The 23,985-nt window shown below is 62.6% G+C and carries 21 protein-coding genes; 5 read left to right on the top strand and 16 right to left on the bottom strand.

What is annotated here, in order from left to right:
• Positions 1–35 precede the first annotated feature (35 nt).
• Positions 36–494: a hypothetical protein gene (locus FJ964_RS00110; protein ID WP_140548119.1), complete on the top strand. Its 459-nt coding sequence runs from the start codon at positions 36–38 to the stop codon at positions 492–494.
• Between the two features lie 302 nt (positions 495–796).
• Positions 797–964, top strand: a complete 168-nt coding sequence (gene rpmG, locus FJ964_RS00105) for a 50S ribosomal protein L33 (protein ID WP_006201775.1) — start codon at positions 797–799, stop codon at positions 962–964.
• Positions 965–1,053: 89 nt separating this feature from the next.
• Here rpmG and ugpC read toward each other — a convergent pair whose 3' ends face one another.
• From ugpC to FJ964_RS00055, 9 genes are all read right to left on the bottom strand, one after another.
• A complete protein-coding gene (gene ugpC / locus FJ964_RS00100; RefSeq protein WP_140548117.1) occupies positions 1,054–2,121 on the bottom strand; it encodes a sn-glycerol-3-phosphate ABC transporter ATP-binding protein UgpC in 1,068 nt (355 codons plus the stop codon).
• A gap of 3 nt (positions 2,122–2,124) precedes the next feature.
• Positions 2,125–2,973 (bottom strand): carbohydrate ABC transporter permease, encoded by an 849-nt coding sequence (locus FJ964_RS00095; protein WP_140548115.1) that lies wholly within the window; start codon positions 2,971–2,973, stop codon positions 2,125–2,127.
• Entirely contained in the window at positions 2,973–3,896 is a 924-nt protein-coding gene (locus tag FJ964_RS00090; RefSeq protein WP_140548113.1) for a sugar ABC transporter permease, read from the bottom strand. Before FJ964_RS00090 ends, FJ964_RS00095 begins: the two co-directional genes overlap by 1 nt.
• 179 nt (positions 3,897–4,075) lie before the next feature.
• Positions 4,076–5,353, bottom strand: a complete 1,278-nt coding sequence (locus FJ964_RS00085; protein ID WP_140548111.1) for a sugar ABC transporter substrate-binding protein — start codon at positions 5,351–5,353, stop codon at positions 4,076–4,078.
• Positions 5,354–5,382: 29 nt separating this feature from the next.
• Positions 5,383–6,570 (bottom strand): PLP-dependent transferase, encoded by a 1,188-nt coding sequence (locus FJ964_RS00080; RefSeq protein ID WP_140548109.1) that lies wholly within the window; start codon positions 6,568–6,570, stop codon positions 5,383–5,385.
• Positions 6,567–7,301 carry a FadR/GntR family transcriptional regulator gene (locus tag FJ964_RS00075; RefSeq protein WP_140548107.1) on the bottom strand — a complete coding sequence of 245 codons (735 nt, stop codon included), beginning with the start codon at positions 7,299–7,301 and terminating at the stop codon, positions 6,567–6,569. Before FJ964_RS00075 ends, FJ964_RS00080 begins: the two co-directional genes overlap by 4 nt.
• Before the next feature lie 151 nt (positions 7,302–7,452).
• Positions 7,453–8,943: an FAD-dependent monooxygenase gene (locus tag FJ964_RS00070; protein ID WP_140548105.1), complete on the bottom strand. Its 1,491-nt coding sequence runs from the start codon at positions 8,941–8,943 to the stop codon at positions 7,453–7,455.
• A 529-nt stretch (positions 8,944–9,472) separates the two neighbouring features.
• Positions 9,473–10,846, bottom strand: a complete 1,374-nt coding sequence (locus FJ964_RS00060; protein ID WP_140548103.1) for a PleD family two-component system response regulator — start codon at positions 10,844–10,846, stop codon at positions 9,473–9,475.
• A 33-nt stretch (positions 10,847–10,879) separates the two neighbouring features.
• The gene (locus tag FJ964_RS00055) at positions 10,880–11,251 is read right to left on the bottom strand and encodes a response regulator (protein WP_140501538.1); all 372 of its coding nucleotides are present in this window, start codon (positions 11,249–11,251) and stop codon (positions 10,880–10,882) included.
• A gap of 236 nt (positions 11,252–11,487) precedes the next feature.
• Here FJ964_RS00055 and FJ964_RS00050 point away from each other — a divergent pair, with 236 nt between their 5' ends.
• Positions 11,488–11,787, top strand: coding sequence for a DUF3572 domain-containing protein (locus FJ964_RS00050; protein WP_140548101.1), 300 nt, complete (start codon positions 11,488–11,490; stop codon positions 11,785–11,787).
• Positions 11,788–11,935: 148 nt separating this feature from the next.
• Here the strand turns inward: FJ964_RS00050 and FJ964_RS00045 are convergent, their stop codons facing one another.
• Both FJ964_RS00045 and FJ964_RS00040 read right to left on the bottom strand, forming a co-directional pair.
• Positions 11,936–13,444 (bottom strand): hypothetical protein, encoded by a 1,509-nt coding sequence (locus FJ964_RS00045; protein WP_140549353.1) that lies wholly within the window; start codon positions 13,442–13,444, stop codon positions 11,936–11,938.
• Positions 13,445–13,538: 94 nt separating this feature from the next.
• Positions 13,539–14,126 (bottom strand): GNAT family N-acetyltransferase, encoded by a 588-nt coding sequence (locus FJ964_RS00040; protein WP_140548099.1) that lies wholly within the window; start codon positions 14,124–14,126, stop codon positions 13,539–13,541.
• A gap of 65 nt (positions 14,127–14,191) precedes the next feature.
• Between FJ964_RS00040 and FJ964_RS00035 the strand changes: the two genes are divergently transcribed.
• Positions 14,192–15,520, top strand: coding sequence for a DNA polymerase IV (locus FJ964_RS00035; protein ID WP_140548097.1), 1,329 nt, complete (start codon positions 14,192–14,194; stop codon positions 15,518–15,520).
• A gap of 65 nt (positions 15,521–15,585) precedes the next feature.
• On the opposite strand, the gene FJ964_RS00030 is transcribed toward FJ964_RS00035, so the two are convergent.
• On the bottom strand, positions 15,586–16,092 hold the full coding sequence (locus tag FJ964_RS00030; protein ID WP_140549352.1) for a hypothetical protein: 507 nt from the start codon (positions 16,090–16,092) through the stop codon (positions 15,586–15,588).
• 179 nt (positions 16,093–16,271) lie between these two features.
• On the opposite strand from FJ964_RS00030, the gene FJ964_RS00025 reads away from it, so the two are divergent.
• On the top strand, positions 16,272–17,153 hold the full coding sequence (locus tag FJ964_RS00025) for a DMT family transporter (RefSeq protein WP_140548095.1): 882 nt from the start codon (positions 16,272–16,274) through the stop codon (positions 17,151–17,153).
• 29 nt (positions 17,154–17,182) lie between these two features.
• Here the strand turns inward: FJ964_RS00025 and FJ964_RS00020 are convergent, their stop codons facing one another.
• The 4 genes from FJ964_RS00020 to FJ964_RS30865 form a co-directional block, all read right to left on the bottom strand.
• Positions 17,183–17,986 carry an ion channel gene (locus tag FJ964_RS00020; protein ID WP_140548093.1) on the bottom strand — a complete coding sequence of 268 codons (804 nt, stop codon included), beginning with the start codon at positions 17,984–17,986 and terminating at the stop codon, positions 17,183–17,185.
• Positions 17,987–18,053: 67 nt separating this feature from the next.
• Positions 18,054–21,581, bottom strand: coding sequence for a DNA polymerase III subunit alpha (dnaE, locus tag FJ964_RS00015; RefSeq protein ID WP_140548091.1), 3,528 nt, complete (start codon positions 21,579–21,581; stop codon positions 18,054–18,056).
• A gap of 113 nt (positions 21,582–21,694) precedes the next feature.
• Positions 21,695–23,707, bottom strand: a complete 2,013-nt coding sequence (locus FJ964_RS00010) for an acetyl/propionyl/methylcrotonyl-CoA carboxylase subunit alpha (protein WP_140548089.1) — start codon at positions 23,705–23,707, stop codon at positions 21,695–21,697.
• A 56-nt stretch (positions 23,708–23,763) separates the two neighbouring features.
• The coding region (locus tag FJ964_RS30865; protein WP_210243360.1) for a hypothetical protein at positions 23,764–23,985 on the bottom strand (222 nt) is incomplete at its 5' end.

Genomic DNA, 23,985 nt, shown 5'->3' with positions numbered 1-23,985 from the left:
AGTGTCCCCTGATACCCGAAGTTGAGGACACTGCCATGATCGACAGCGGCTTTGAGACCACATCACTGCGAATGACGCTTCTGCTGCTTGTAACCTTCCAGGCTCCGGCCTCGGACGTGGACCGCATCATGGATGCGGTGGTAGCGATCGCCCCGCTGGTCATGGGCAAATATGATCGAAACGCCTACCAGTCGGCGCATGGCATCGAGCGCTACCGGCCACTTGACGGCGCGGCCGCCGGCGCCGAGACCGAATTGCGGCGGCGCCCCGGGACGGTCGAGGTTTCGTTCGAACTGCCCGATGACCAGGAATTGGCGGCGCGCGTCGTCGAAGCGATCTTCCAGGCTCACAGCTACCAGGAGCCGGTGATCCGCATTCAGCCGGTCCTTGCCAGCCGTTCCAAGGGGCTGGACGACCGCGCCAACCCGAATCGCTGGTGGAACACCACGGGAGATTGGAAGAAAACCATCGTTCTGAAAGCGGAACACGTTTGAATGCCGACAGGCATTGGCTTTCGTGACGGCCGCAAGGACGCGCCGCGGCTCTCGGTAGCTAATCAACTTGTCCGGTTTGGTTGCAAGCTGTCCGCTTCATCCCCAGCCTCTGTTGGCTGGCGATAAAACCGGACAACTCACGTGCTTACCTAATCCGGACAACTCATCTGCTTACGACACAGGCGGATAAGCCGGGCTTGACTTTCCGGGCGCGTTCTTTATGTGTCGCGGCAAGTTTCCCGCGTCCGGGTGTTTTCCCGTGCTCCAGCGGCCAAAACCCCACGAACAAACGGACTGATACCATGGCCAAAGCCGCAAACATCAAGATCAAGCTTCTGTCCACCGCCGACACCGGTTTCTTCTACGTGACCAGCAAGAACAGCCGCACCAAGACGGACAAGCTGTCGTTCCGCAAATACGACCCGGTCGCCAAGAAGCACGTCGAGTTCAAGGAAACCAAGATCAAGTAATCTGGTTTTCCAGGAGAATGCAAAAACGCCGCCCATCGGGCGGCGTTTTTGCATGCAATATGGTCTTGGCCGCTCGGCAGGCGGGACCCCTACCCTATCCGGTCGCCGCTTTTCGGGTCGAAAACATGCAGCGCCGCCGGATCGGCCGATAACCGCACCGTCTCGCCAGGCTTCACGCCGGCGCGGCCCATGGCGAACACGCAAAGCTGCTGGCCGGCCAGCTTGACGTAGAACTGCGTCGAAAGGCCGAGCGGCTCGACCACCACGACTTCGCCTTGCAGCGTGCCGTCATCCGCCAGCCTTATATGCTCCGGCCGCAAGCCGACGGTAACCGCATCGCCGTCCCTGAGCGGCAGGCTATCCGGCAACCGCAGTTTCTGGCCATCGGACAGCACGGCATCCGCCACGCCACCCTTCTCAACACTTGCTGGCAGGAAATTCATGCCGGGCGAGCCGATGAATCCGGCGACGAACACATTGGCCGGGCGATCGTAGAGGTCGAGCGGCGCGCCGACCTGCTGGACGACGCCGTCATGCATGACGACGATGCGATCGGCCATGGTCATGGCTTCGATCTGGTCATGCGTGACATAGACGGACGTGGTCTTCAGTTGCTGGTGAAGCGCCTTGATCTCGGCGCGCATGTGCACGCGCAGCTTGGCGTCGAGGTTCGAAAGCGGCTCGTCGAAAAGAAAGACTTTTGGATCGCGCACGATCGCCCGCCCCATGGCGACGCGCTGGCGCTGGCCGCCGGAAAGCTGGCGCGGCAGGCGTTGCAGGAAACTGTCCAGCCCGAGGCGCCTTGCGGCGCCATCGACACGCGCGTCGATCGCCTGCTTCTCCGCCTTCCTCAGCATCAGGCTGAAGCCCATGTTCTTCGACACGTCCATATGCGGATAGAGCGCGTAGGACTGGAACACCATGGCGATGTCGCGGTCCTTCGGCGCGACGTCGTTGACCAGCCGCTCGCCGATACGGATTTCGCCATCGGAAACCTCCTCCAGGCCGGCGATCATGCGCAGAAGCGTCGATTTCCCGCAGCCGGACGGACCGACGAGGACGACGAACTCGCCGTCGGCGATGTCGAGGTCGACCGCGTGCAGCACACGCACGGCGCCATAATCTTTGCGGACCTTTTCCAGCGTAACGGAAGCCATCGATTATCCCTTCACGGCGCCGGCGGTGAGGCCGGTGACGAGATAGCGTTGCAGGAAGCCGAAGAAGATGCAGACCGGGATCAGCGCCAGGATCGACGCCGCCATCATCTGCCCCCAGTCGACGGCGAACTTGCCGATGAAGGTGAGCAGGCCGACGGCGAAGGTCTTCTTGTCATCGCTTGAGATCAGCATCAGCGCGAACAGGAGTTCGCTCCAGGCGGCGGTGAAGACAAAGCCGAGCGTGGCGCCCATGCCGGGCAGCGTCAGCGGCACGATCACCCGGCGCATCGCCTGCGCGCGTGTGCAGCCGTCGATCATCGCCGCCTCCTCCAGGTCCTTCGGAATGCCGTCGAAGAAGGACTGCATCAGGAAGGTTGCAAACGCGGTGTTGAAGGCGGTGTAGATGATGATCAGTCCGGTCAGGCTGTTGATCAGGCCGATCTGGCCCATCACGCGATAGATCGGTGGAATGACCATGACTAGCGGGAAAGTCTGGGTCAAAAGCAACATCAGCGCCAGTGCCGCCTTGCCGCGAAAGGTGAAGCGCGACATGGCGTAGCCGGCTAGCGTGGCGATGACAGTCACCAGTGCCGCCGTCGAAACCGAGACGATGACGCTGTTGAGGAAATAACGCGGAAAGTCGGTGGCCTCGAGCACGGTGACGAAGTTCTGCAACGTCATCTGCGACGGCCAGAAGCTGATGCCTTCGGAATAGAGAAGCCGTTCCGGTGTAACCGATATCTTCAGGGTCCAGAAGATCGGGAACAGGGCGAAGATCACATAGGCCGCGATGGCCGCATAGAGCCCGACGCCGCCGAAGAAGCGCTGCGAAGATGAGCGTCCCGCGATCATCAGACGTGCCTCACCAGAGAGCGACGGATGGCGATCAGCGCAATCGCATAGGCTATGAGCAGGACGAGCAGCAGCACGGCAACCGCCGATGCGTAGCCCTTGTCCAGCGACTTGAAGGCGCTGACATAGATGTAGACCGGCACCGTATTGGTCGACCCGGCCGGCCCGCCCTCGGTCATGACGAAGATCAGGTCGGCGAAAGTGGCGATCCAGATGGTGCGCAGCATCACCGTGATGGCGATGGTCGGCGCCAGGAACGGCAGTGTCACCTTGGTGAAACGTTGCCAGGGCGAGGCGCCGTCGATCGCCGCAGCCTCATGCAGTTCCGCGGGAATGGATTTCAGTGCCGCCAGCAACGTGATGGCAAAGAACGGGATGCCGAACCAGACATTGGCGACGATCGGCCCCCACATGGCCGTCGCGGGATCGGAGAGAATGTTGGTCGGCTCGGCCTTCAGCCCCAGCGCGAACAGCCAGTGCGGCAGCGGCCCGATGATCGGATTGAACAGCCAGGCCCAGGTCAGGCCCGACAGGAAGGACGGCACCGCCCAGGGCAGGAACACCAGCGCTTGCACGAGTTTACGGCCGTGAAACGGCTTGTCGAGCAGCAGCGCCAGGCCAAGGCCGAGGAAAAACTGGAAGAACAGGCTGGAGACCGTCCACCACAGCGTGTTGACCAGCGCCTGGCCGAGCACGGCATCCGACAGCATAGCCTGATACTGCCCGAGCCCGACATATTCCGACTTGAAAGCCGAAAACTTACGGAACGAATAGCTGATGCCGATGACCAGCGGCACCAAAAGCACCACGACCAGCAGGATGATCGCCGGGCTTAGATAGAGCCAGGGTTCGGTTGCAGCGTGCGTCAGCCGCTTCTTTCGAGGCTTGCCGGCGGGTCGTATTTCGGAAACGGCATAGGTCATTGGCGCTCGCGGTGAAGGGTGGATGCCGGCGTGGCAACAGCACCCTTCTCCCCGTTCAACGGGGAGAAGATGCCGGCAGGCAGATGAGGGCAGCGCTGAGTTGACGGAACCTGGCGCAGCCTCTCATCCGGCCCTATCGGGCCGCCTTCTCCCCGGGAACGGGAAGAAGGGAAGAAAAGCTATTTCTTGTTCTTCGCCATCCAGTCCTGCTGTTCCTTGGTCAGGAAGGCAGCCCATTGGTCGGCAACCTCCTTGGCCGTCTTTTGGCCAAGCAGCACTTCCTGGAAATTCTTGATCGCCACCTGGTCGACGAAATTGCCGAGGTTCTCCAGATGCGTCGGCGGCGTCACCATTTCATATTTGGCGCTGTCGCTAAGCTCGGTGAACCAGCCCTTGAACTGCTCGGTCTTGAAATGCGGATCCTGGTCGGCGCCGTTGTGGATCGGAACGACGCCGACTTCCTTGGCCCATTCGAGATTGTCCTTGGGCGACAAAAGCGTCGCCATCAGCTTCCAGGCGTCGTCCTTGTGCTGGGAATTGGCGAACATCGCCCAACCGGCATAGCCGAGCGTCGGATAGGACTTGCCGCTCGGACCAACGGGGAGCGGCGCCACGGCGAAGTCGTCGGCGCTCATCTTGTCGGCGATACCCAGCAGCGCGTCCGGATCCTGGTTGAGCATGGCGCAGGTGCCGGAATAGAAGCCGGTGACGGTTTCGTTGAAACCCCAGCTCACCGCGTCCTTGGGCGCCAGGCCCTGCTTGTACATGTCGGCCAGCATCTGCAGGCCCCTGACCGAGCCCTCCTCGTTGATGGTCGAGGTGCCGTCCTCGTTGAAGTATCCACCCTTGCCCTGAGCGATGTTCATGAACATGTGCATGCCGTTGAAGGCGCCGGGTCCGCCGCGCAGGCAGTAGCCGTATTTGCCGGGAATGGCGGAGATCTTCTTGGAATCGGCGACGAACTCGTCGAGCGTGGCCGGCGGGCCGTCGAGGCCGGCTTCCTTGAACAGCTTCTTGTTCCAGAACAGCGCGTTCACATAGTAGCCGTACGGGATCATGAACTGGGTGTTGTTGACGGTCGAGCCGAACTGCTTGGCGCGCTCGCCGAGCGTCTTGGCATCGTTCCATTTGGCCATATACGGACCGAGATCCTCCAGCTGGGCATTGTTGGCGTAGAGGCCCATCCAGCGTTCCGGCATCTCAACCACGTCGGGCGTATCGCCTGCCTGCACCATGGTCAGGAACTTTTCGAAAGCCTGGCCCCAGGGCAGCGAGATCAATTCGACCTTGATGCCGGGATTGGCCTTTTCGAATTCGGCGATCTGCTTCTTCAGGAACTCCGTGCGCGGCGGGCTGGTGATGACTTCGACCATTTTCAGGGTCGAATCGGCCAGCGCGTCTCCGGCGGAAATCGCCAACCCCGCAACGGTGGCAAGCATGACGGTCAGTTTTTTCATCTTCAAGACTCCCATTTTGAAGCGGCTTGTTATTTTCTGGCTTTTTCGAAGGCCTGCGCCACGTCGGCCCACAGGTCCTCGACATTCTCCAATCCGACATTGAAGCGGATGGTTCGGGGGCTGACGCCGAAGCGCGCCATCGAATTCAGTCCCGGCGTCTGCTCCAGCGACGCCTTGGCCGGCACGACCAGGCTTTCATGGCCGCCCCAGCTCACGCCGATGCGGAAGTATTTCAACGCATCGACGAAGACGGGGATGTCGATATCCTCGGTGACCTCGAAGGAAAACAACCCGGCGTAACCAGCAAGCGTCGCCTTGCCCGGATGGTTCGAATAGGCGGGGTGGTTGACGCGCTCGACATTGCCGTGCGCCTTCAGCCGCTCGGCGATGGCGAGCCCGCTCTTCATGTGGTACGGCAGGCGCAGCGGCAGCGTGCGCAGCCCGCGCAGCAAGAGCCAGGCCTCGAAAGGCGAAAGCTTGCCGCCGAGATAGGAATAGGTCTGCTCGTTGATGTGCTTGATGTGGGCGGCCGAGCCTGCCACCACGCCGGCGACCGTATCGCTGTGGCCGCCGAGATATTTCGATGCCGAATGCAACACCAGATCGACGCCATGCGCGATCGGCTTCTGGAACACAGGCGTTGCCCAGGAATTGTCGATCGTGGTGACTATGCCCTGCTCCTTCGCCAGTCGGGTCAGGTGAGCCAGGTCCTGCAGCTCGAACATCATCGAGGTCGGGCTCTCCAGATAAAGCAGCCTGGCGCCCGGAAGTGCCGCCGCGACGGCGTCCGGGTCAGAGCCGTCGACATAATCGACCTTGATGTTGAGCCGCGGCAAAAGCCGCTCGAACAGCCGATAGGCATCACCATAGCAATTGCGCACCGCAACGATGCGCTCGCCGGCGCCGACGAAAGCGAGCACCGTGGCGCTGATCGCCGCCATGCCGCTGGAAAAACCACGCGCAGCCTCTGCCCCTTCGAGGGCCGCAACGCGCGCTTCGAATTCCATCACCGTCGGATTGTCGCCCCGCGAATAGATCGGCTGCTTTCGTTTGCCGGCAAAGGTGTCGGCCATCTCGGCATAGTTGGCGAAGGTGAACAGCGAGGTCTGGTAGATCGGCGGCACCACGGCGCCGCCCGGGAAAGGCTCGTCATGCGCCAGAAGCGTCGCCGCCTCGGCAAGATAGTCGTGATCGAAACCTGAGGGATGTTCGTTCATGTCTGGCTCGAAAGTTTGAGTTTGGCCGCGCCGCGCTTGAGGTCGTCCTCGACGGTGGCGATCAGCTTGAGCGCCTCGGCGCGGGCGCCGTGCGGGTCGCGCGCGGCGATGCGCTCGTAAATGGTCCGATGATAGGGAAAGCTGGCGTGGCCGAAGTCGCGCACGCCGAGGGGATGCTCCCAGAAGCGGTGAAACAATTCGTGCATGGCGGCGATGATCTGCTCGAACAGCGGGTTGCCGGACACCCTGTAGATCGCCTGGTGGAACTCCCAGTCCTCTTCCGAAGACATGCCTTCGCGCGTGCGGAACGCCTGCTCCATGATGTCGAGCTTGTGCTCGATTTCGGCGATGTCGGTCTGGCTAGCGCGTTCGGCGCAAAGGGCGGCGGCTTCCGCCTCCAGCGCGCGGCGGACTTCAAGCGTCCGCATCAGGCTGGTGAAGTCGTTGCCGCCCGCAAGCGTCAGCGGCAGATGCAACATGTCGGGCGAAACGGCTGCCTTGAGATAGGTACCGCTGCCTTGCCGGCGCTCGACCAACCCGAGCCCTTCCCAGCGCGTCAGCGCCTCGCGCACCGTGTTGCGGCTGACCTTCAGCCGCTCGGCCAGAATGCGTTCCGTTGGCAGCCGCTCGCCCGGCTGGAGGGCTTCGGCACGAACAAAGCCTACCAACGCCTTCAGCACGGCGTCGTCACGCGCCGTCGTCTGAATAGGTGGCAGGCTGTTTTGATCCACGCGCGTTCCAAGTGGTCCAATGGTCCAACCAATTTCTGCACAGATGGTACCTCCTGTCAACGGGATGTCAGGAGACCTTACGCCCTAAAAGCTCGCAATGCGTGCCAAGCACACGTTTGCGGCGGGTCTCGCCAGGCCAGCCTCGACCCTGCTACGCCACAGCAGCGGGCGGCCCGAACCAGGTGGTCAGCGCATCGGCCAGTCCCTGTTGGCTTCCGGAACCAACCCATGCCACGTACCCGTCGGGGCGGATCAGCACCGCGTCGGGCCCGGCGACGGCCCCGAGAACTGGCAGCTCCCAGTCGCCGTCGTACACGGCGTCGACCTGCTGGACCCGATCCGCCCACGGCTTGATGTCCAGCCTGCCGGGCGTGCCGAGGTTGATCAGCACCGACCGGGCATGGTGCAGCAAGGTAAACAGCCGCGCCGGCCCGCTGGCGGTGAGCAGATCGAGATCGGGCATTCGCCGCCCAAGCAACGGATGCCGCTCGCCGAAGTCGAAACGAATGTCCAAGCCGGACATTTCGGCCGCGATGCGTTTGCGAGGCTCGTCCATGCCGAGCAGTTCGGCAATGGTGTCGCCCAGAGCCTTGGTGCGGTCATCCATGCGCCGAAGCGCGACCTGTGCCATCGTGTTGCGCAACACGCGGGCGGCGACCGGATGACGCTCGGCTTGATAGCTGTCGAGTAGGTTGTCGGGTGATGTCCGCTTGACGACCTGGGCCAGTTTCCATCCCAGGTTGACCGCGTCTTGCACACCGATATTGAGCCCCTGCCCGCCCATCGGAGGATGGACATGCGCCGCGTCGCCGGCCAGCAGGACACGCCCGACGCGGTAAGCGGCAGCCTGACGCGTCATATCGGTGAACCGCGACATCCAGGTCGGATTGTGGACGCCGAAATCGGTGCCATAGATAACGGTGAGCGCCTCGCGGAGATCGTCCAATGTCGGTTCACCACCGATGATCAGTTGTCTCTCGGTCAGCACGACACCGACCCTATCGCCTTCCTCGATCTTGCCTATCGCATGGGTTCCTTGGGCGTCGCTGCGAAAGCCCAATGGCGGTTCTTCCGACATCTCGACCTCGGCGATCATCCAGCTCATCGTCGGATCCCATCCGGCGAACTCGATGCCCGCCGCCTTGCGGATCGTGCTGCGTCCTCCGTCGCATCCGACGAGGTACTGCGCCTTCATGCGTTGGCCATCGGCAAGCCCCACATCCACGCCACTGTCGTCCTGCATGAAATCCGTGACTTCCTGTCCGCGATGGATCGGCACCCCCAACTCGCCGATCCAGTCGGCCAATATCCGCTCGATATGGTTTTGCCGCAGCGCCAGCAGATAGTTGTGCCGGCTGGGAAAATCGCTGATGTCCAAACGGATCATGTGGAAGCCAACGGTCGGGAAGCATCGCCCCTGGGAGAGAAACCGGTCCGCGATCCCGCGCTGGTCGAGCATCTCGATTGTGCGTGCGTGCAGGCCACCCGCGCGCAAGCCAATCAGCTGCTGGGTCGGGCGCCGCTCGACGATGCCGACATCGATGCCCGCCAATGCGAGTTCGCCTGCCAGCATCAATCCTGTCGGGCCGCCCCCGGCGACAATCACCGCATGATTTCGCGATCCATCTTTCGGTGCACGCATTCCCGTCACTCCGCTCCCATTGGCCAGGGCCGCGGTTTTACGGGAGGAACCCAGGCTTGAAGCAAGCCCCCTGGGCGCCATATGTATGAAGTGAGGAGCGATGCTCCCTGCCGAATGGCAAGAGAGCGTGGGGCGCAGCTCTTCTCATCGTCGCTCGCCTCTACAGTCCAAAAGCGCTGTCGATATCTCGTGCGCAAAAAGCCCGTGATTTCCGGAGCTTGGCGCAGAGTCCTGATGCTATTTTGAAAGGGGGCCGGTCGGCGTTTGGCAGCGGTACGAGGAGGCCACTATGTGCCAGCGCCGGCCGGCCGACCCCACGGACCCAGGAGATGCGGCGGACCTGAGCATCATGGGGTATTTTTTGATCGACCCGGCTGTCTGTCCTCGTGCCGGCGTCGCTCTGTCTGTGGCCGCACATTTGCGCAAGAGCTTATGAAAATCAACAGTTTCTTAACCAAGCCTCGCGAATCGCTTGGATTAAGGTAAATGGGTAACCTTGCCGGATTGACGGATACTCTTATCCGGTCCGTCAGGCAGCCTTGGCCACGACGCGGTTACGGCCACCGCTCTTGGCCTCATAGAGCGCCAGATCGGCGCGTTTCATCAACGCCGCCACCGTATCCACCCCCTTCAGCACCGACGAGACGCCGACGCTGACGGTGACCTCGATGGCCCTGCCGTCGGGCCCGATGGCGAACGGCATCTGGGCAATTTCGGCGCGGATGCGTTCGGCCACCTTTTCGGCGATCGCCCCATCGGTATCAGGCATGACCACGACGAACTCCTCGCCGCCGAACCGGCAGGCCAGATCGATGCCGCGCACGTTCTTGCGCAGCCGCCGCGCGAATTCCCGCAGCACCTCGTCGCCGCCGTCATGGCCATGCGTATCGTTGATCGACTTGAAGCGGTCGAGGTCGGTGATCATCACCGACAGCGGCCGTCGGCGCGCCACGGCGCGGTCGAACAGCGTCTGGAGATGGCTGTCGAGATAGCGGCGGTTGTGCAGCCCGGTCAGCCCGTCGGTCACCGCCATTTCGATCGTCTGCGTCACGCTGGCGCGCAATTGGTCGTTGTAGCGCTTGCGGCGCACCTGGGTGCGCAACCGCGCCGTCAGTTCCTGCTGGTCGATCGGCCGCATCAGATAGTCGTTGATGCCGAGCTCGAGGCCACGGATGATGCGCTCCTCCTCGCCCTCCTCCGCCAGCAGGATGATCGGCAGGAAGCGGGTGCGATCGAGCGAGCGCAGTTGCGAGCAGAGCCGAAGCGGATCGAAATTGGCGAAGCTCGTCGAGATCATCACGCATTCATAGGGGGTCTCCGCCGCCTGGAAGAAGCCGGCATGCGGATCGCTGGCGACATCCAGGTCAGCACAGTCGCGCAGCATCTTCTGGACGCGCTCGATCGACGATTTGCGCTCATCGATCAGAAGCACTTTCGGCGTCGTGTCCTCGGAGGCGAAATTACGGCTGAGCAACTCTTCGATGCCGATGTTGCGCGTGGTCGAGGCGCGCAGCCGCAACTCGTCGGTCAGCGATTTCAGCCTGACGAGGCTTTTGACGCGCGTCATCAGTTGCAGGTCGTTGACGGGTTTGGTCAGGAAATCGTCGGCGCCGGCCTCAAGCCCGCGCACCCTGTCGGAAACCTGGTCGAGTGCGGTGATCATTACCACTGGAATATGCGACGTCGCCGGATCGCTCTTCAGGCGGCGGCAGACCTCGAAGCCGTCCATGTCCGGCATCATGACGTCGAGCAGCACGACATCGACCTTGCCGTTCTCGCAGGTCTCGATTGCATCCGGGCCGTTGGTAGCGGTCAACACCTCGAAATATTCGGCCAGCAGCCGAACCTCCAGCAACCTCACATTGGCAGGGATGTCGTCGACGACGAGGATCCGAGCGGTCATTTCACAAGGCTCCGGCTTTGGCGGCAAGGCGCATCAGGAATCACCTAGGTAGGACTTGATGGTTTCGATGAAGCGCGGCACCGAGATCGGCTTGGAGATGTAAGCTTCGCAGCCGCCCTGGCGAATGCGCTCCTCGTCGCCCTTCATCGCGAAGGCGGTGACGGCGATGACCGGGATGACGTGCAGGTCGTCATCTTCCTTCAGCCATTTCGTCACCTCCAGCCCCGACACTTCAGGCAACTGGATATCCATCAAAATGAGATCCGGCCGGTGCTGACGCGCCAGATCGAGCGCTTCCAGACCGTTGCGGGTGCGAACTGTCTCGTAACCGCTTGCTTCGATGAGGTCCCGAAAGAGCTTCATGTTGAGCTCATTGTCCTCGACGATCATGACCTTCTTAGGCATCGATATCCCGTCCCGGCCGCTGTTCCGATCGAAGGCAGCCGTTATGCGCCCTTCCGGAACGCACCAAACCCTGGTCGACTCTACGGCAATATGATTGACGAAACGGAAACCTGCGGCGAGAAAAGCTGCTCCGCTTCCACCTCGGGCCCCGCACTGAAGAGGTAGTGACTTGCCGCAAGCGACGCTTGCCATTACTGCGGAAGAGACTCACATTCCGCATACCCTGAAAGGTAATGATGGCAAACGCAGCGTCAATGCGCGAAGAGGCCGAAACCATTGCCGTGAAGGCTCTGGCCTTCCTCGCCTCGGATCCCGAACTGCTGCCTCGCTTCCTGGCGATCACCGGCATCGAGGCGCATTCGATCCGCAAAGCCGCCGGCGAGCCGGGATTTCTGGCCGGTGTGCTGCAGTTCGTTCTCGCCCACGAACCCACATTGCTGCGTTTTGCCGAGGAAACCGGCACGCCACCGGCTTCCGTCGGCAAGGCATTGCGCGCGCTGCCGCTGGGCGACGACAGTCACGAGCATTCGATATGAGCGAGATCCCGAGACCTCACCCCTGATCGCCAGGTCGCTCGAAGTTTGACGCTTGTCGCCCGAACGGATGAACGACATGTATAAAACGAAGGCTTGAACGCGACGCGTCACTTCATCCGAACGCGACGCGCTTTGGTGAGCCGAGCGGTTACGGTGTCGGATCCGCCTGGTCCATGTCGTCGCCGCTGTCGCCGTCGTCGATGCTGTCGTCTTCAACAGGATCGGCCGGCTTCAGCATAACGCCATTGACCAGGACCGAACCGTCCGGCTTGGCGTTGATGGCCCATTCCATGCGGCCGTCCGTCAAGGTCTTGCCGAACCCTTTCACCATCAGGGCCACAGGCACGTACTGCGCCACCTCCGGTTCCGATTTCGCCGCCTCCTGCAGGCCCTCGACGATCCTGTCGAAGCCGGCCACGTCCACCGTCACATTGGCTTCCGGCTTCTCGCCAGGAAACGTCATTTCGCCTTCCAGGGCGATTTCGGTATCCTTGTTCTTGATGGTGCTATGGCCAATGACGACCTTCGGCGTCTTGGCCATGAAGTCGGCTTTGAGCTGCTCCCCGAATTCGGCCGAAAGAGGCGGATTCTTATTGAGATCAAAGGCCCCGATTGCCTTCTTCGCCATGCTGTCGAGATCGATATTGGCGCCGCCGAAGTTCAGGTCGATATCGGTCGGCAGCAGCGCCATGCTCCAGTTCGGCAGAAGCTGCTGCGGCACGGTCAACCCAGACGCCCTGATCCCGTAGCCGAGCGTACCGCTCTGGGCGACGCCATCCATTCCGAAGGCGGTGCTGAGCTGCGCCGCGCCGAACGTGCCGACCGGGCTCTCGACCGCGAAATCCTTGAACCCGTATGTCCCGTCGATGCGCTCCCACACGGGTAGTGCGGCGAGCAGAAGCGATTTGAGCTGCGCCTGGTTGGCTTTCAGCGTGGCTTCGTTCTCATTGGCGACGGCAAATGCCAGGAGATCAAGCAGCGGCTTCGTCTGCACGCCCTTGCCTTTGGCCTCCACAGACAGTTCCGGTGATTTGACGGTGACCGGGAATTTCAGTCCGCTTTCAGGATCGTCGAACTTGATCGCCTCGACAAAGTTCGAGACTTTTTGCGACATCGTGAAATCGACGCCGCCATTGGCGGCCTTGGTGGCGGCCATGGTCGCGGTGCCGGCGTCGGCGCTGATTTCCATGTGCTGCTTGGCATCTTGCGAGGCCATCGTCATGCCCGCCATCGAACTGGTGCCACTGGTAAAGGCCGCCAGATTGGGATCGTAGACACCGGAACCCTTGCCGTCCTTGATCGAAAATTGCGTGCTTTGCAGCCCCTGCGGCCCGTTGAACGCGAAGGACGCGCTTTGCGAAAGATCCATCGAGACGTCCCAGGTCCCGTCGCTGCGCGGCTTGACCAGCAGGGCGTAGGGCGCAAAGTCGAATTTCAACAGCTTCTGGTCGGGCAAGGTGCCGGCGAGCGCCTTGAAATCGAACACGATCTTGTAGGCGCCGCCTTCGACCGAAACCTTCAGAATGCCCTTGTCGAGTGCCTGTTTGCCGACATAGCGGGACAGGTCCTCGGATAGTTGCTTCGCACCCTGGCTGTCGACGCTCTGGCCGAAAGCGGGCGCGCTGAGCAGAAGCGCGGTAAAGGCGATTGGCAACATCCGGTTCACGTAGGATTCTCCGTTTGGTCGAAAAGGCAAAATCGTATCCTGCCTCTGGTAGGGAAAGACCGTCGCAACTGCAAGACGGCGAAGTTCAGGCGCTCGGCTCCAGCACCAGCCGCATCAACGGTCGGCCCGCCTTGCGTTCCAGGAGCCGCTCAAACCCCGCCTTCTCGAACACGCGCGACGAGCCCACGAACAGCCCGATGGAGCGTGAATCCTTCGACAGGTCTATCGGGCAGGCTTCGACCATTCGCGCGCCGTTCCTGCGGGCGAAATCGATTCCGCCTTCGACCAGGCGATGGCTGATGCCCCGGCCCCGCGCCTTGGCGCGGATGAAGAAACAGGAAATCGCCCAGACGCCTGGATCCGATGCATCCGCGGGATCGACCGGAGCCGAGCCCCGGCCCCGGTTGTTCCATTCGGGCACATCGGCGCGCGGCCCTATCTGCATCCAGCCGATTGCCTTGCCGTCCTCGAACGCCAGCATGCCCGGTGGCGGGCCTGCTTCGATGCGCGCCCGGATGTGGTCCTTGTTGCGTTCGCGGCTGCTTTCGCGACGGACCGACGGCGCCAGCCGGAAATGCGTGCACCAGCAGCCGTAGCAGGCGCCCTGCTTGCCGAAGAGATCTTCGAATTCAGGCCAGAGCTCAGGCGTCAGCGGCACTATGGTCGTGCTCATGCGTTCTCCCCAGGCCAAGCTTGTCCCTGGCCTTGCACTGTCGTACCATTGCGTTTGTTCTCTTTATGTTCGCAGCGATGGCGGCTCCTGTCAATAATCCTGATCACGGTTTCTGCCGCGACTGCCTGGCCTTTCAGCGCAGCGATGCCAGGCGCTGCGAGCGATGCGGCAGCCCCAGGCTTGCCCGTCATCCCGAACTGTACCGGCTGCATCTGGCCCATATCGACTGCGACGCTTTCTATGCGGCGATCGAAAAACGCGACAACCCGGCACTGAAGGACAAGCCGCTGATCATCGGCGGCGGCAAGCGCGGCGTCGTCTCCACCGCCTGCTACATCGCCCGGATAAGGGGCGTGCGTTCCGCCATGCCCATGTTCAAGGCGCTCGAGGCTTGCCCCGAAGCGGTGGTTATCCCGCCCAACATGGAAAAATACGTGGCCGTCGGGCGCGAGGTGCGCGCCATGATGCAGGCGCTGACGCCCCTGGTCGAGCCGCTCTCGATCGACGAGGCGTTTCTCGACCTTGCCGGAACCGAACGGCTGCACGGCCTGCCGCCGGCGGTGGTGCTGGCCCGTTTCGCGCTGGCCGTCGAGAAGGAGATCGGCATCACCGTTTCGTCAGGCCTGTCCTACTGCAAGTTCCTGGCCAAGGTGGCGTCGGATTTCCGCAAACCGCGCGGCTTCTCCGTCATCGGCGAAGCGGAAGCCGTGGGCTTCCTGGCCACGCAGCCGGTGAACATGATCTGGGGTGTCGGCAAGGCATTCAGCGCCACGCTCGAACAGGATGGCATCCGCACCATCGGCCAGCTCCAGAAGATGGACCGCGGCGACCTCATGCGCCGCTATGGCGTGATGGGCGACCGGCTCTATCGGCTCTCGCGCGGCGAGGATGTCCGCCGCGTCGATCCCGACCAGGACGCCAAGAGCGTATCAGCCGAAACCACTTTCGACACAGATATCGCTTCGCTGGACGAGCTGGTCTCGGTGCTGCGGGGCCTTTCGGAAAAGGTCTCGGCGCGGCTGAAAAAGTCAGGCATCGCCGGGCGCACGGTGGTGCTCAAGCTGAAGACCCAGGATTTCAAGATCCGCACTCGCAACCGCCAGCTCGGCGACCCGACCCGGCTCGCCGACCGCATCTTTTCGACCGGCGTCGAGCTGCTGCGCAAGGAAACCGACGGCACCAAATACCGGCTGCTCGGCATCGGCGTCAGCGATCTTTCCGCCGATGACAAGGCCGATCCGCCCGATCTGGTCGATGTCCAGTCGCGCAAGCGGGCCATGGCCGAAGGCGCCATCGACACGCTGCGCGACAAGTTCGGCCGCAAGGCGGTGGAAACCGGCTATACGTTCGGCAAGCGCCGCGACACCCACCCGCCAGAGCCGCTGGAAGACTAAGCTTTAACGGGCTGCTGAAGAAGGCCGCAGTGTGGCAAAGCGCGTCACAACGCTACCGCCGCCCGCTAAGTTCGGGTTAGGTCTATCCTGCTCGTCACCATGCTCTTGCCGGTTTTCGGATCAGTGTCGATGACCGTCAGCCGCATGCCGTTCTCGCCTCGTTTCTCGACTTTCATCTGCGCCTTTCGGTCACCATTGACCTCCTTGGCCCAACGGATGCCGAGATTGATCGCGTTGCCCGAACGGGTGCCGTTCAATTGCGCAGGCCCGGTACGAGACCCGATATAAGTGCCGCTATATTTCGCTCCGGCAGTCCTCAGGTCCGCGCTGATGGCGCGCGTCACCACGATAAGCCCTCGGCAATTGCCATCGAGCGACAAGGAGGTCGATGTCGCGTTTGACCTGAAGGTGCAGGACACATTCACCGTCGGAGCGTCGGTGGTCACCTTGACGATGCCCTTGCCGGTGAAATTGCCCTTGAACGACTGGAGAAATCTGGACTCGTCGGCATGTGCCGCGCCTGCCGTGACTAACAGACAGCCAGCAAGCGCAAATTGCGCAAATGATCTCATCGAAGTTCTCCTATCGACTTTGAAAGGCACCTGCAAAGCACTTCCGATATTCGGAACTCAACGCTACCTGCCGTGCCAGGTTCCGCCTTCAACATGACTGTTTTGCACCATCCGGCTGGCCCAGAAGAATGCGGCTGCTAGCGGTTGCGGCAAAAGCCACGGCCTGCGACATAGCGGAGATGGCACCCACCCCTTCCATCCCCAAGGCCGCGTTCTGGATGGCGCTATCGATCGCCTCGTTCCTGGCGATGTCGGTCGCGGGCCGCGCCACCACGGCCGAGCTCAACGTTTTCCAGGTGCTGGAGCTGCGCTCGGTGATCGGCTTTTTCATCCTGCTGCCGCTGGTCATGCAAAATGGCGGCTTTGCCGCCATGCGCACGGGGCGCCCCCTCGCCCATGTGACGCGCAACGTGGTTCACTATACCGGCCAGGCGGCGTGGCTCTACGCTCTGACGCTAATCCCTTTGGCGGTACTGATCGCGATCGAATTCACGACGCCGATCTGGACGGCGATCCTTGCGGTCACCTTTCTCGGCGAAAGGCTCACCCGGCCGAAGCTCGGGGCCGTGGCGCTCGGGCTGATCGGTGTCGTGATCATCGTGCGCCCAGGCGTCGGCTCGGTCGATCCGGGACATCTGGTCGTGCTGGGCGCGGCAATGTGCTTCGGCATCTCGCTGGTGCTGGTCAAATCGCTGACGCGGACCGACAGCGTCGTGCGAATCATCTTCTGGATGTTGATCATCCAGTCGGTGCTCGGGCTGGTCCCGGCGCTCTACGAATGGCGCAACCCATCGCTCGAGCTGTGGCCGTGGATTCTGCTGATTGCCTTCACCGGCATGTCGTCGCATTTCTGCATGGCCTGGGCGCTGAGCTACGCCGATGCCACGGTCATTTCGCCGATGGATTTCCTGCGCGTGCCGCTGTCGGCATTGATCGGCTGGCTGCTCTACCAGGAGCAGATCGACGCCTTCACCGCAGGCGGGGCATTGCTGATCCTGATGGGCAATATGCTCAACCTGCAGCGCAGGCAGCCAAAGCCGGCGCAAGCGGCGGCATCGTAGCCCGCCCAAAAGTCCCCTCAAGCCATCCCTCAGTCACCACTGTCGGGTATGTTGAGGACATGCCCGCATGCCTTGCAGTGAACGGCGTCCGGCTCGTGCCGTTGCAGGCCGCATTGCGGACAGGGAAAGAACACCTTTGCCGGTCGAAAGATCGCCTGCGCCAGCCTGACGAACAGCGATATGCCGATGATCATGGTCACGATCGCCGTCAGTTTCCCCGCTATTCCCGGCAGCACGATGTCGCCGAACCCGGTCGTGGTCACCGTCGCGACGGTGAAGTAAAGCGCGTCGATGTAGCTTTCCAGCCCCGCTCCGCTGCGGAAGAAGAAAGTGTAGACGAAACCGGTGATGACGAAGAGAAAGGTCAAAAGATTGATGACCGCGTGGCTCGCCTCGCGCCAGGGCCTCAGACCACGCATCTCGAAATGCCGCCAGATCGAACCGCTGCGCGACAGCGACCACAGCCGCAGGATGCGCAGAAAGCCGAGATTGGCGAGCGCCGTCGGCATCAGCAGCGTCAAAAGGATGAAAATATCCACCCAGGACGTCGGCTGTTTCATCAGTCGCAGCATGTCGTTCGAAGCAAGCAGCCTGGCTACCAGGTCGGCCGCCACAAGCGCCGCCACCGCATAGTCGAGCCACAGGAACGAGGCCGATTCCTGGACGAGGGGCGTGGCGATGAAGAAGCCGATGATGGCGAGGTCGATAATGACCGCCACCAGTTGGAAGCGGAACGCCGCCGGCGTGCGGCCGTGGTAGAGCTTGCGCAACGTGTCGCGCAGCCGCACCATTGTGGAACGGTCCGGCGATCCGCCGCTGTCTTTCGTCCTCATGGCAATTGCGGTGACTTGAGCGGCGGATGCCGCCCGGCGGATTGCCACCAGTCCCCGGAAGTGGCGATCACACCAGCTCCACTTCGACCACGCCTGGCACGGCGCGCATCGCCGAGGCGATTTGCGGCGAGACGCGGTACCCCCCCTGCAGGGCAATCTCCACCTCGCCCTGCGCTTCTTCCTTGATGACGATGATGCTCACCTGACTTTCACCACGCTGGGTAAGCTGTGACTGAATGATGGAGGCTGGCGCGTCGTTTCTGACGAAGATGCGCAGTGCCTTCTGGATGCGGCTGGCCTCGTCCTCGAGCGACTGCACGGTCTGGATGCGCAGGTTGACGCCCTCCGGCCTGTCCTCCGCCGCCACGGTGATGACCACGGAGCGGCCCGGCTCCAGCATGTCGCGATACTGCGCCAATCCTTCGGAAAACAGCACCGCCTCATACTGGCCGGACGTGTCCGAGAACTGCACCACGCCCATCTTGTTGCCGGTCCGCGTCTTGCGCTCTTGCTTGGTGGTCACGGTGCCGGCGAGGCGCCCTGCGGTGGCACCGCGCTTGACCGCGGCCGAAAACTCCGCCCAGTTCTGCACCCGCATCTTCTGCAGCGCCGCCTTGTACTCGTCCAGCGGATGGGCGGAGAGATAGAAACCGACAACCTGGAATTCGCGGTGCAGGCGGTCGGCGGCGAGCCACGGTTCGGTCACCGGCAGGTTGAGCGCCTGCGACTGCGCCCCCAGGGATGCGCCGAAGATATCGGCCTGACCGGAGACGGCGTTCTGCTGCGCCAGCGACGCCAGCCCCATCATCCGCTCGACGCCAGCCATCATCGCAGCGCGGTCATGGCCGAAACAGTCCAGCGCTCCAGCCATGATCAGGCTTTCGAAAACGCGCTTGCCGACGATTTTCGGGTCGACCCTTTCGCAGAAATCGGCCAGGCTCTTGAACGGCTTTTCGCCGCGCATGGCGACGATATGCTCGACCGCCGCGTCGCCGACGCCCTTGAGCGCGGCCATCGAATAGTAGATGCGGTTCTCCCCGACCTCGAAGGGACGAAAGCTTGATATCACCGACGGCGCCACCACCTCGATGCCGAGGCGCAGCGCATCCTGGCGGAAATCCGCCAGCTTGTCGGTGTTTCCCATGTCGAGCGTCATCGACGCCGCCAGGAATTCGACCGGATAATGCGCCTTGAGATAGGCGGTCTGGTAGGAGACGACGGCGTAGGCGGCCGCGTGCGATTTGTTGAAACCGTAGTCGGCGAACTTTGCCAGCAGGTCGAAGATGAAGTCGGCCTGCGGCTTGGCGACGCCGCGTTCGACCGCGCCCGAGACGAAGCGCTCACGCTGCTTGTCCATCTCGGCACGGATCTTCTTGCCCATGGCGCGGCGCAGAAGGTCGGCTTCGCCCAGCGAATAGCCAGACAGCTCCTGCGCGATCTGCATGACCTGTTCCTGGTAGACGATGACGCCTTGCGTTTCCTTCACCAGATGGTCGATCTTGGGATGGATCGAGGCCATCTCCTCCTCGCCATGCTTCCTGGCGTTGTAGGTCGGGATGTTCTCCATCGGCCCCGGCCGGTAGAGCGCGACCAGCGCGATGATGTCCTCGATGCAGTCGGGCCGCATGCCGATCAGCGCCTTGCGCATGCCGGCACTTTCCACTTGGAACACGCCGACCACTTCGCCGCGCGACAGCATGGCATAGGTTTCGGGATCGTCGAGCGGGATCGTCGCCAGGTCGATGTCGATGCCGCGGCGGCGAATCAGCTTCACCGCCGTCTCCAGCACGGTCAGCGTCTTCAGGCCGAGAAAGTCGAACTTCACCAGCCCGGCCTGTTCGACATATTTCATGTTGAACTGGGTGACCGGCATGTCCGAACGAGGATCGCGGTACATCGGCACCAGCTCCGACAGCGGCCGGTCCCCGATGACGATGCCGGCGGCGTGCGTCGACGCGTGGCGATAAAGGCCTTCCAGCTTCTGTGCCATGTCGAGCAGCGTCTGGACGATCGGCTCCTTTTCGGCCTCCTCGGCAAAACGCGGCTCGTTGGCGATGGCGTCCGCCAGTTTCACCGGATTGGCCGGGTTCTGCGGCACCATCTTGGACAGCTTGTCGACCTGGCCGTAAGGCATCTGCAGCACGCGGCCGACATCGCGCAGCACCGCGCGGGCTTGCAGCGTTCCAAAGGTGATGATCTGGCCGACCTGGTCGCGTCCATATTTCTGCTGGACGTAGCGGATCACCTCTTCGCGGCGGTCCTGGCAGAAGTCGATGTCGAAATCGGGCATCGACACGCGATCCGGATTGAGGAAGCGCTCGAACAGCAGCGAGAAACGCAGCGGATCGATGTCGGTGATGGTGGTGGAATAGGCGACCAGCGAGCCCGCACCCGAGCCGCGCCCCGGCCCGACCGGGATGCCTTGCGACTTGGCCCATTTGATGAAGTCGGCAACGATCAGGAAGTAGCCCGGGAATTTCATCTTCTCGATGATGCCGAGCTCGAACTCGAGCCTCTCGCGGTATTGCTCGACCGTATAGCCCGGCGTCGCTCCGTGCGCGGCAAGCCGGGCCTCCAGCCCTTCACGCGCCTGGCGGGCGAGTTCGGCGGCCTCGGCCTTCTCGGCTGCGTCCTTGTCGGACGCGTCGCCGCCGGTGAAGCGCGGCAGGATCGGGCTGCGGGTTTTCGGATAATAGGAGCAGCGCAACGCGATCTCGACCGTGTTGTCGATCGCTTCAGGCAGGTCGGCGAACAACGCCGCCATCTCAGCCTGGCTACGCAGGAAATTGTCCGGCGAAAGCCGGCGGCGATTGTCCACGGCGACGACCGAGCCCTCCGCTATGGCGATCAGCGCATCATGCGCCTCATAATCGTCGCGCGACGAGAAGAACGCCTCGTTGGTGGCGACGAGCGGCAATTCGTGGGCATAGGCGAGATCGATCGTGGAATGTTCTATCAGCCGGTCGTAGCCGGAAACGCGTTCCAGTTCGACATAGAGCCGGTCGCCGAACAGGGCTTTCAGGGTCGACAGCCGGGTCTCCGCGAGATCGCGTCGATCCTCCTTCAGAGCCGCGCCGATAGGACCGCGGGGACCGCCGCTGAGGCAGATCAGCCCGTCGGCGTGGCCCTCCAGCATCTCGCTGGTCAGATGCACCGCCTCGCCGGGTGGCGTTTCCAGATAGACGCGGCTCACCAGCCTGACCAGATTGGAATAGCCGGCTTCGGTCGCCGCAATCAGCACGACTGGCCGCATCTCGGGCCCTTGCCGGCGGCGGTCGCGCTGGCCGTCGACGTTCTCGCCGGAAAAGGCGAGCGCGATCTGGCAGCCGATGATCGGCTGGATGCCGTCCTTCACCGCCTTCTGCGCGAATTCTAGCGCGCCGAACAGATTGTTGGTGTCGGTGACCGCGATAGCCGGACACTCGTCCTTGACCGCATGGCCGACGATCTTGCCAAGTTGGAGCGCGCCTTCCAGCAGCGAATAGGCCGAGTGAACGCGAAGATGCACGAAAGGACGCGCCGGCGCTTCGGGCGCCGCCGCCTTCACTGCCGCTTCGCGCAGCAAGGGGTCGCGTGGAAGTCTGTCATCCGCCATGGTTTTTCGCGTTTCCCGAAGGACTTGAGTCGATCAAGATGTATTGTCCGGCACCGGGCAATGCCAGTCCAGCACAAACGACCATCGGCCACAGGCTTCCGCCCGCGCCCGCTTCAGGCAAATTCCATGATCACCGCATCGACGGCCAGGCTGTCGCCCGGCTTGACGTTGAGTTTCGCCACCACGAGATCGCGCTCGGCGCGCAGCACGTTCTCCATCTTCATCGCCTCGACGACGGCCAGAGTCTCGCCGGCCTTGACCTCCTGGCCTTCGGCGACGGAGATCGACACGACGAGGCCGGGCATGGGACATAGCAGTAGGTTGGACGTGTCGGGCGCCAGCTTCTCCGGCATCAGCTTTTCCAGCGCGGCAATGCGCGGCAGCATGGCGCGCGCCGTCACGGAAAGCCCTTTCCAGGCGATGCGAAGGCCGTTTGGCGCCGGGCGCAGTTGCGCCACCATTTCGCGGCCACCGACGCTGCCGCGCCAAACAAGGTCGCCCGGCCGCCAGGCCGACGAAACCGTCAGCGGCTTGCCGCCCTCGATGGACAAGTCGACCTCCATCGGAATGGAGATCATGCCCTCCAGGATGGACGCGGACAGATAGTCCTTGCCGATCTTCACCACCCAGTCGCGCTTGAGTGCTCCCGAATGCGGCGCCAAGCGCCCGCCCAGCCGGTCGAGCCGGTCGCGGCGCAGCAATTCGACCACGGTGGCGACCGCCGCCAACACGGCCTTGTCGTCCTGATCGGGCAGGATCGGCGCGAAGCCGTCGGGATATTCCTCCGCGATGAATCCGGTCGAAATCCGCCCTTCCCGCCAGCGCGGATGCTGCATGAGCGCCGCCAGGAACGGGATGTTGTGCTCGATGCCATCGACGACAAAACTGTCCAGCGCTTCGGACATCGCGTCGATTGCCTCCAGCCGGGTCGGCGCCCAGGTGCACAGCTTGGCGATCATCGGATCGTAGAACATCGAAATCTCCGATCCCTCGGTGACGCCGGTGTCGTTGCGGATGACGACGTCGCCGACTTGCCCTTCCTGTGGCGGTCGATAGCGCGTCAGCCGGCCGATCGACGGCAGGAAGTTGCGATAGGGATCCTCGGCATAGAGCCGGCTCTCCACCGCCCAGCCATTCAGCTTCACGTCGCTTTGCTTCAAGGCGAGCTTCTCGCCGGCGGCCACACGGATCATCTGCTCGACCAGATCGACACCGGTGACAAGCTCCGTCACCGGATGCTCGACCTGCAATCGTGTATTCATTTCAAGGAAATAGAAGTTTTTCTCAGCGTCGACTATGAATTCCACCGTGCCGGCGCTCTGGTAGTCGACGGCCCTGGCCAGCGCTATCGACTGCTCGCCCATGGCCTTGCGCGTCCTGGCATCGAGAAAAGGCGATGGCGCCTCCTCGGCTACCTTCTGGTTGCGGCGCTGGATCGAGCATTCGCGCTCGCCGAGATAGAGCGCGTTGCCATGCGCGTCGGCCAGCACCTGGATCTCTATATGGCGTGGATCGACGATGAACTTCTCGATGAACACGCGGTCGTCCCCGAACGAGCTCTTGGCCTCCGAGCGCGCCCGGTCGAAGCCGTCGCGCACTTCCGATCGGTTCCAGGCGATGCGCATGCCCTTACCGCCGCCGCCGGCCGAGGCCTTGATCATCACGGGATAGCCGATCTCTCCGGCGATCTTCTCCGCGTGGTCGGCGTTCTCGATGACGCCGAGCCAGCCGGGAACCGTCGAAACATTGGCGGCGTTGGCGAATTTCTTCGATTCGATTTTGTCGCCCATGGCCTTGATGGCCTTCGGCTTCGGCCCGATGAAGACGATGCCCTCCTTCTCCAGCGCCTCGCAGAAGGATGCGCGCTCGGACAGGAAGCCATAGCCGGGATGCACGGCCTGAGCGCCGGTCGCCTTGCACGCCGCGATGATTTTCTCAGGCACGAGATAGCTCTGCGCGGCTGGCGACGGTCCGATATGCACCGCCTCGTCGGCCATCTCGACATGCACGGCATCGCGATCGGCGTCGGAATAGACAGCGACCGTGGCGATGCCCATCCTGCGCGCGGTCTTCATGACGCGGCAGGCGATCTCGCCACGGTTGGCGATCAGGATTTTGGTGAACATGCGGGCAAATTCCCCTCCGGCGGACGGTCCAGTTCTATGGATTATGTCGCTATGTCTCAAGTACCGTGTGCGTGGCGAACGCCTGCAGTCAACGGTGTGCTACCTGCGTCAAGAAAGCCGATATTTCGTCTCATCTGGCGGTTGATGAGCAGGCCAAAACCTGAAAGCCTGAGCGCAAAATCGCGTTGGAGGAATTGCCAGATGAAAACCCGCGCCGCCGTGGCCGTTGCTGCCGGAAAGCCGCTTGAGATCATGGAGGTCGACCTCGACGGTCCGCG

It is taken from the genome of Mesorhizobium sp. B2-3-2, from assembly GCF_006442295.1.
Classification (GTDB): Bacteria; Pseudomonadota; Alphaproteobacteria; order Rhizobiales; family Rhizobiaceae; genus Mesorhizobium.
Note: the sequence above shows the minus strand (reverse complement) of the source record. Positions and strands in the feature narration are given on the sequence as shown.

What these genes read in the sequence shown, in the direction of transcription:
- FJ964_RS00110 (WP_140548119.1), top strand. Translation starts at nt 36, where the DNA reads ATGATCGACAGCGGCTTTGAGACCACATCACTGCGAATGACGCTTCTG.
- rpmG (WP_006201775.1), top strand. Translation starts at nt 797, where the DNA reads ATGGCCAAAGCCGCAAACATCAAGATCAAGCTTCTGTCCACCGCCGAC.
- ugpC (WP_140548117.1), bottom strand. Translation starts at nt 2,121, where the DNA reads ATGGCTTCCGTTACGCTGGAAAAGGTCCGCAAAGATTATGGCGCCGTG.
- FJ964_RS00095 (WP_140548115.1), bottom strand. Translation starts at nt 2,973, where the DNA reads ATGATCGCGGGACGCTCATCTTCGCAGCGCTTCTTCGGCGGCGTCGGG.
- FJ964_RS00090 (WP_140548113.1), bottom strand. Translation starts at nt 3,896, where the DNA reads ATGACCTATGCCGTTTCCGAAATACGACCCGCCGGCAAGCCTCGAAAG.
- FJ964_RS00085 (WP_140548111.1), bottom strand. Translation starts at nt 5,353, where the DNA reads ATGAAAAAACTGACCGTCATGCTTGCCACCGTTGCGGGGTTGGCGATT.
- FJ964_RS00080 (WP_140548109.1), bottom strand. Translation starts at nt 6,570, where the DNA reads ATGAACGAACATCCCTCAGGTTTCGATCACGACTATCTTGCCGAGGCG.
- FJ964_RS00070 (WP_140548105.1), bottom strand. Translation starts at nt 8,943, where the DNA reads ATGCGTGCACCGAAAGATGGATCGCGAAATCATGCGGTGATTGTCGCC.
- FJ964_RS00060 (WP_140548103.1), bottom strand. Translation starts at nt 10,846, where the DNA reads ATGACCGCTCGGATCCTCGTCGTCGACGACATCCCTGCCAATGTGAGG.
- FJ964_RS00055 (WP_140501538.1), bottom strand. Translation starts at nt 11,251, where the DNA reads ATGCCTAAGAAGGTCATGATCGTCGAGGACAATGAGCTCAACATGAAG.
- FJ964_RS00050 (WP_140548101.1), top strand. Translation starts at nt 11,488, where the DNA reads ATGGCAAACGCAGCGTCAATGCGCGAAGAGGCCGAAACCATTGCCGTG.
- FJ964_RS00045 (WP_140549353.1), bottom strand. Translation starts at nt 13,444, where the DNA reads ATGTTGCCAATCGCCTTTACCGCGCTTCTGCTCAGCGCGCCCGCTTTC.
- FJ964_RS00040 (WP_140548099.1), bottom strand. Translation starts at nt 14,126, where the DNA reads ATGAGCACGACCATAGTGCCGCTGACGCCTGAGCTCTGGCCTGAATTC.
- FJ964_RS00035 (WP_140548097.1), top strand. Translation starts at nt 14,192, where the DNA reads ATGTTCGCAGCGATGGCGGCTCCTGTCAATAATCCTGATCACGGTTTC.
- FJ964_RS00030 (WP_140549352.1), bottom strand. Translation starts at nt 16,092, where the DNA reads ATGAGATCATTTGCGCAATTTGCGCTTGCTGGCTGTCTGTTAGTCACG.
- FJ964_RS00025 (WP_140548095.1), top strand. Translation starts at nt 16,272, where the DNA reads ATGGCACCCACCCCTTCCATCCCCAAGGCCGCGTTCTGGATGGCGCTA.
- FJ964_RS00020 (WP_140548093.1), bottom strand. Translation starts at nt 17,986, where the DNA reads ATGAGGACGAAAGACAGCGGCGGATCGCCGGACCGTTCCACAATGGTG.
- dnaE (WP_140548091.1), bottom strand. Translation starts at nt 21,581, where the DNA reads ATGGCGGATGACAGACTTCCACGCGACCCCTTGCTGCGCGAAGCGGCA.
- FJ964_RS00010 (WP_140548089.1), bottom strand. Translation starts at nt 23,707, where the DNA reads ATGTTCACCAAAATCCTGATCGCCAACCGTGGCGAGATCGCCTGCCGC.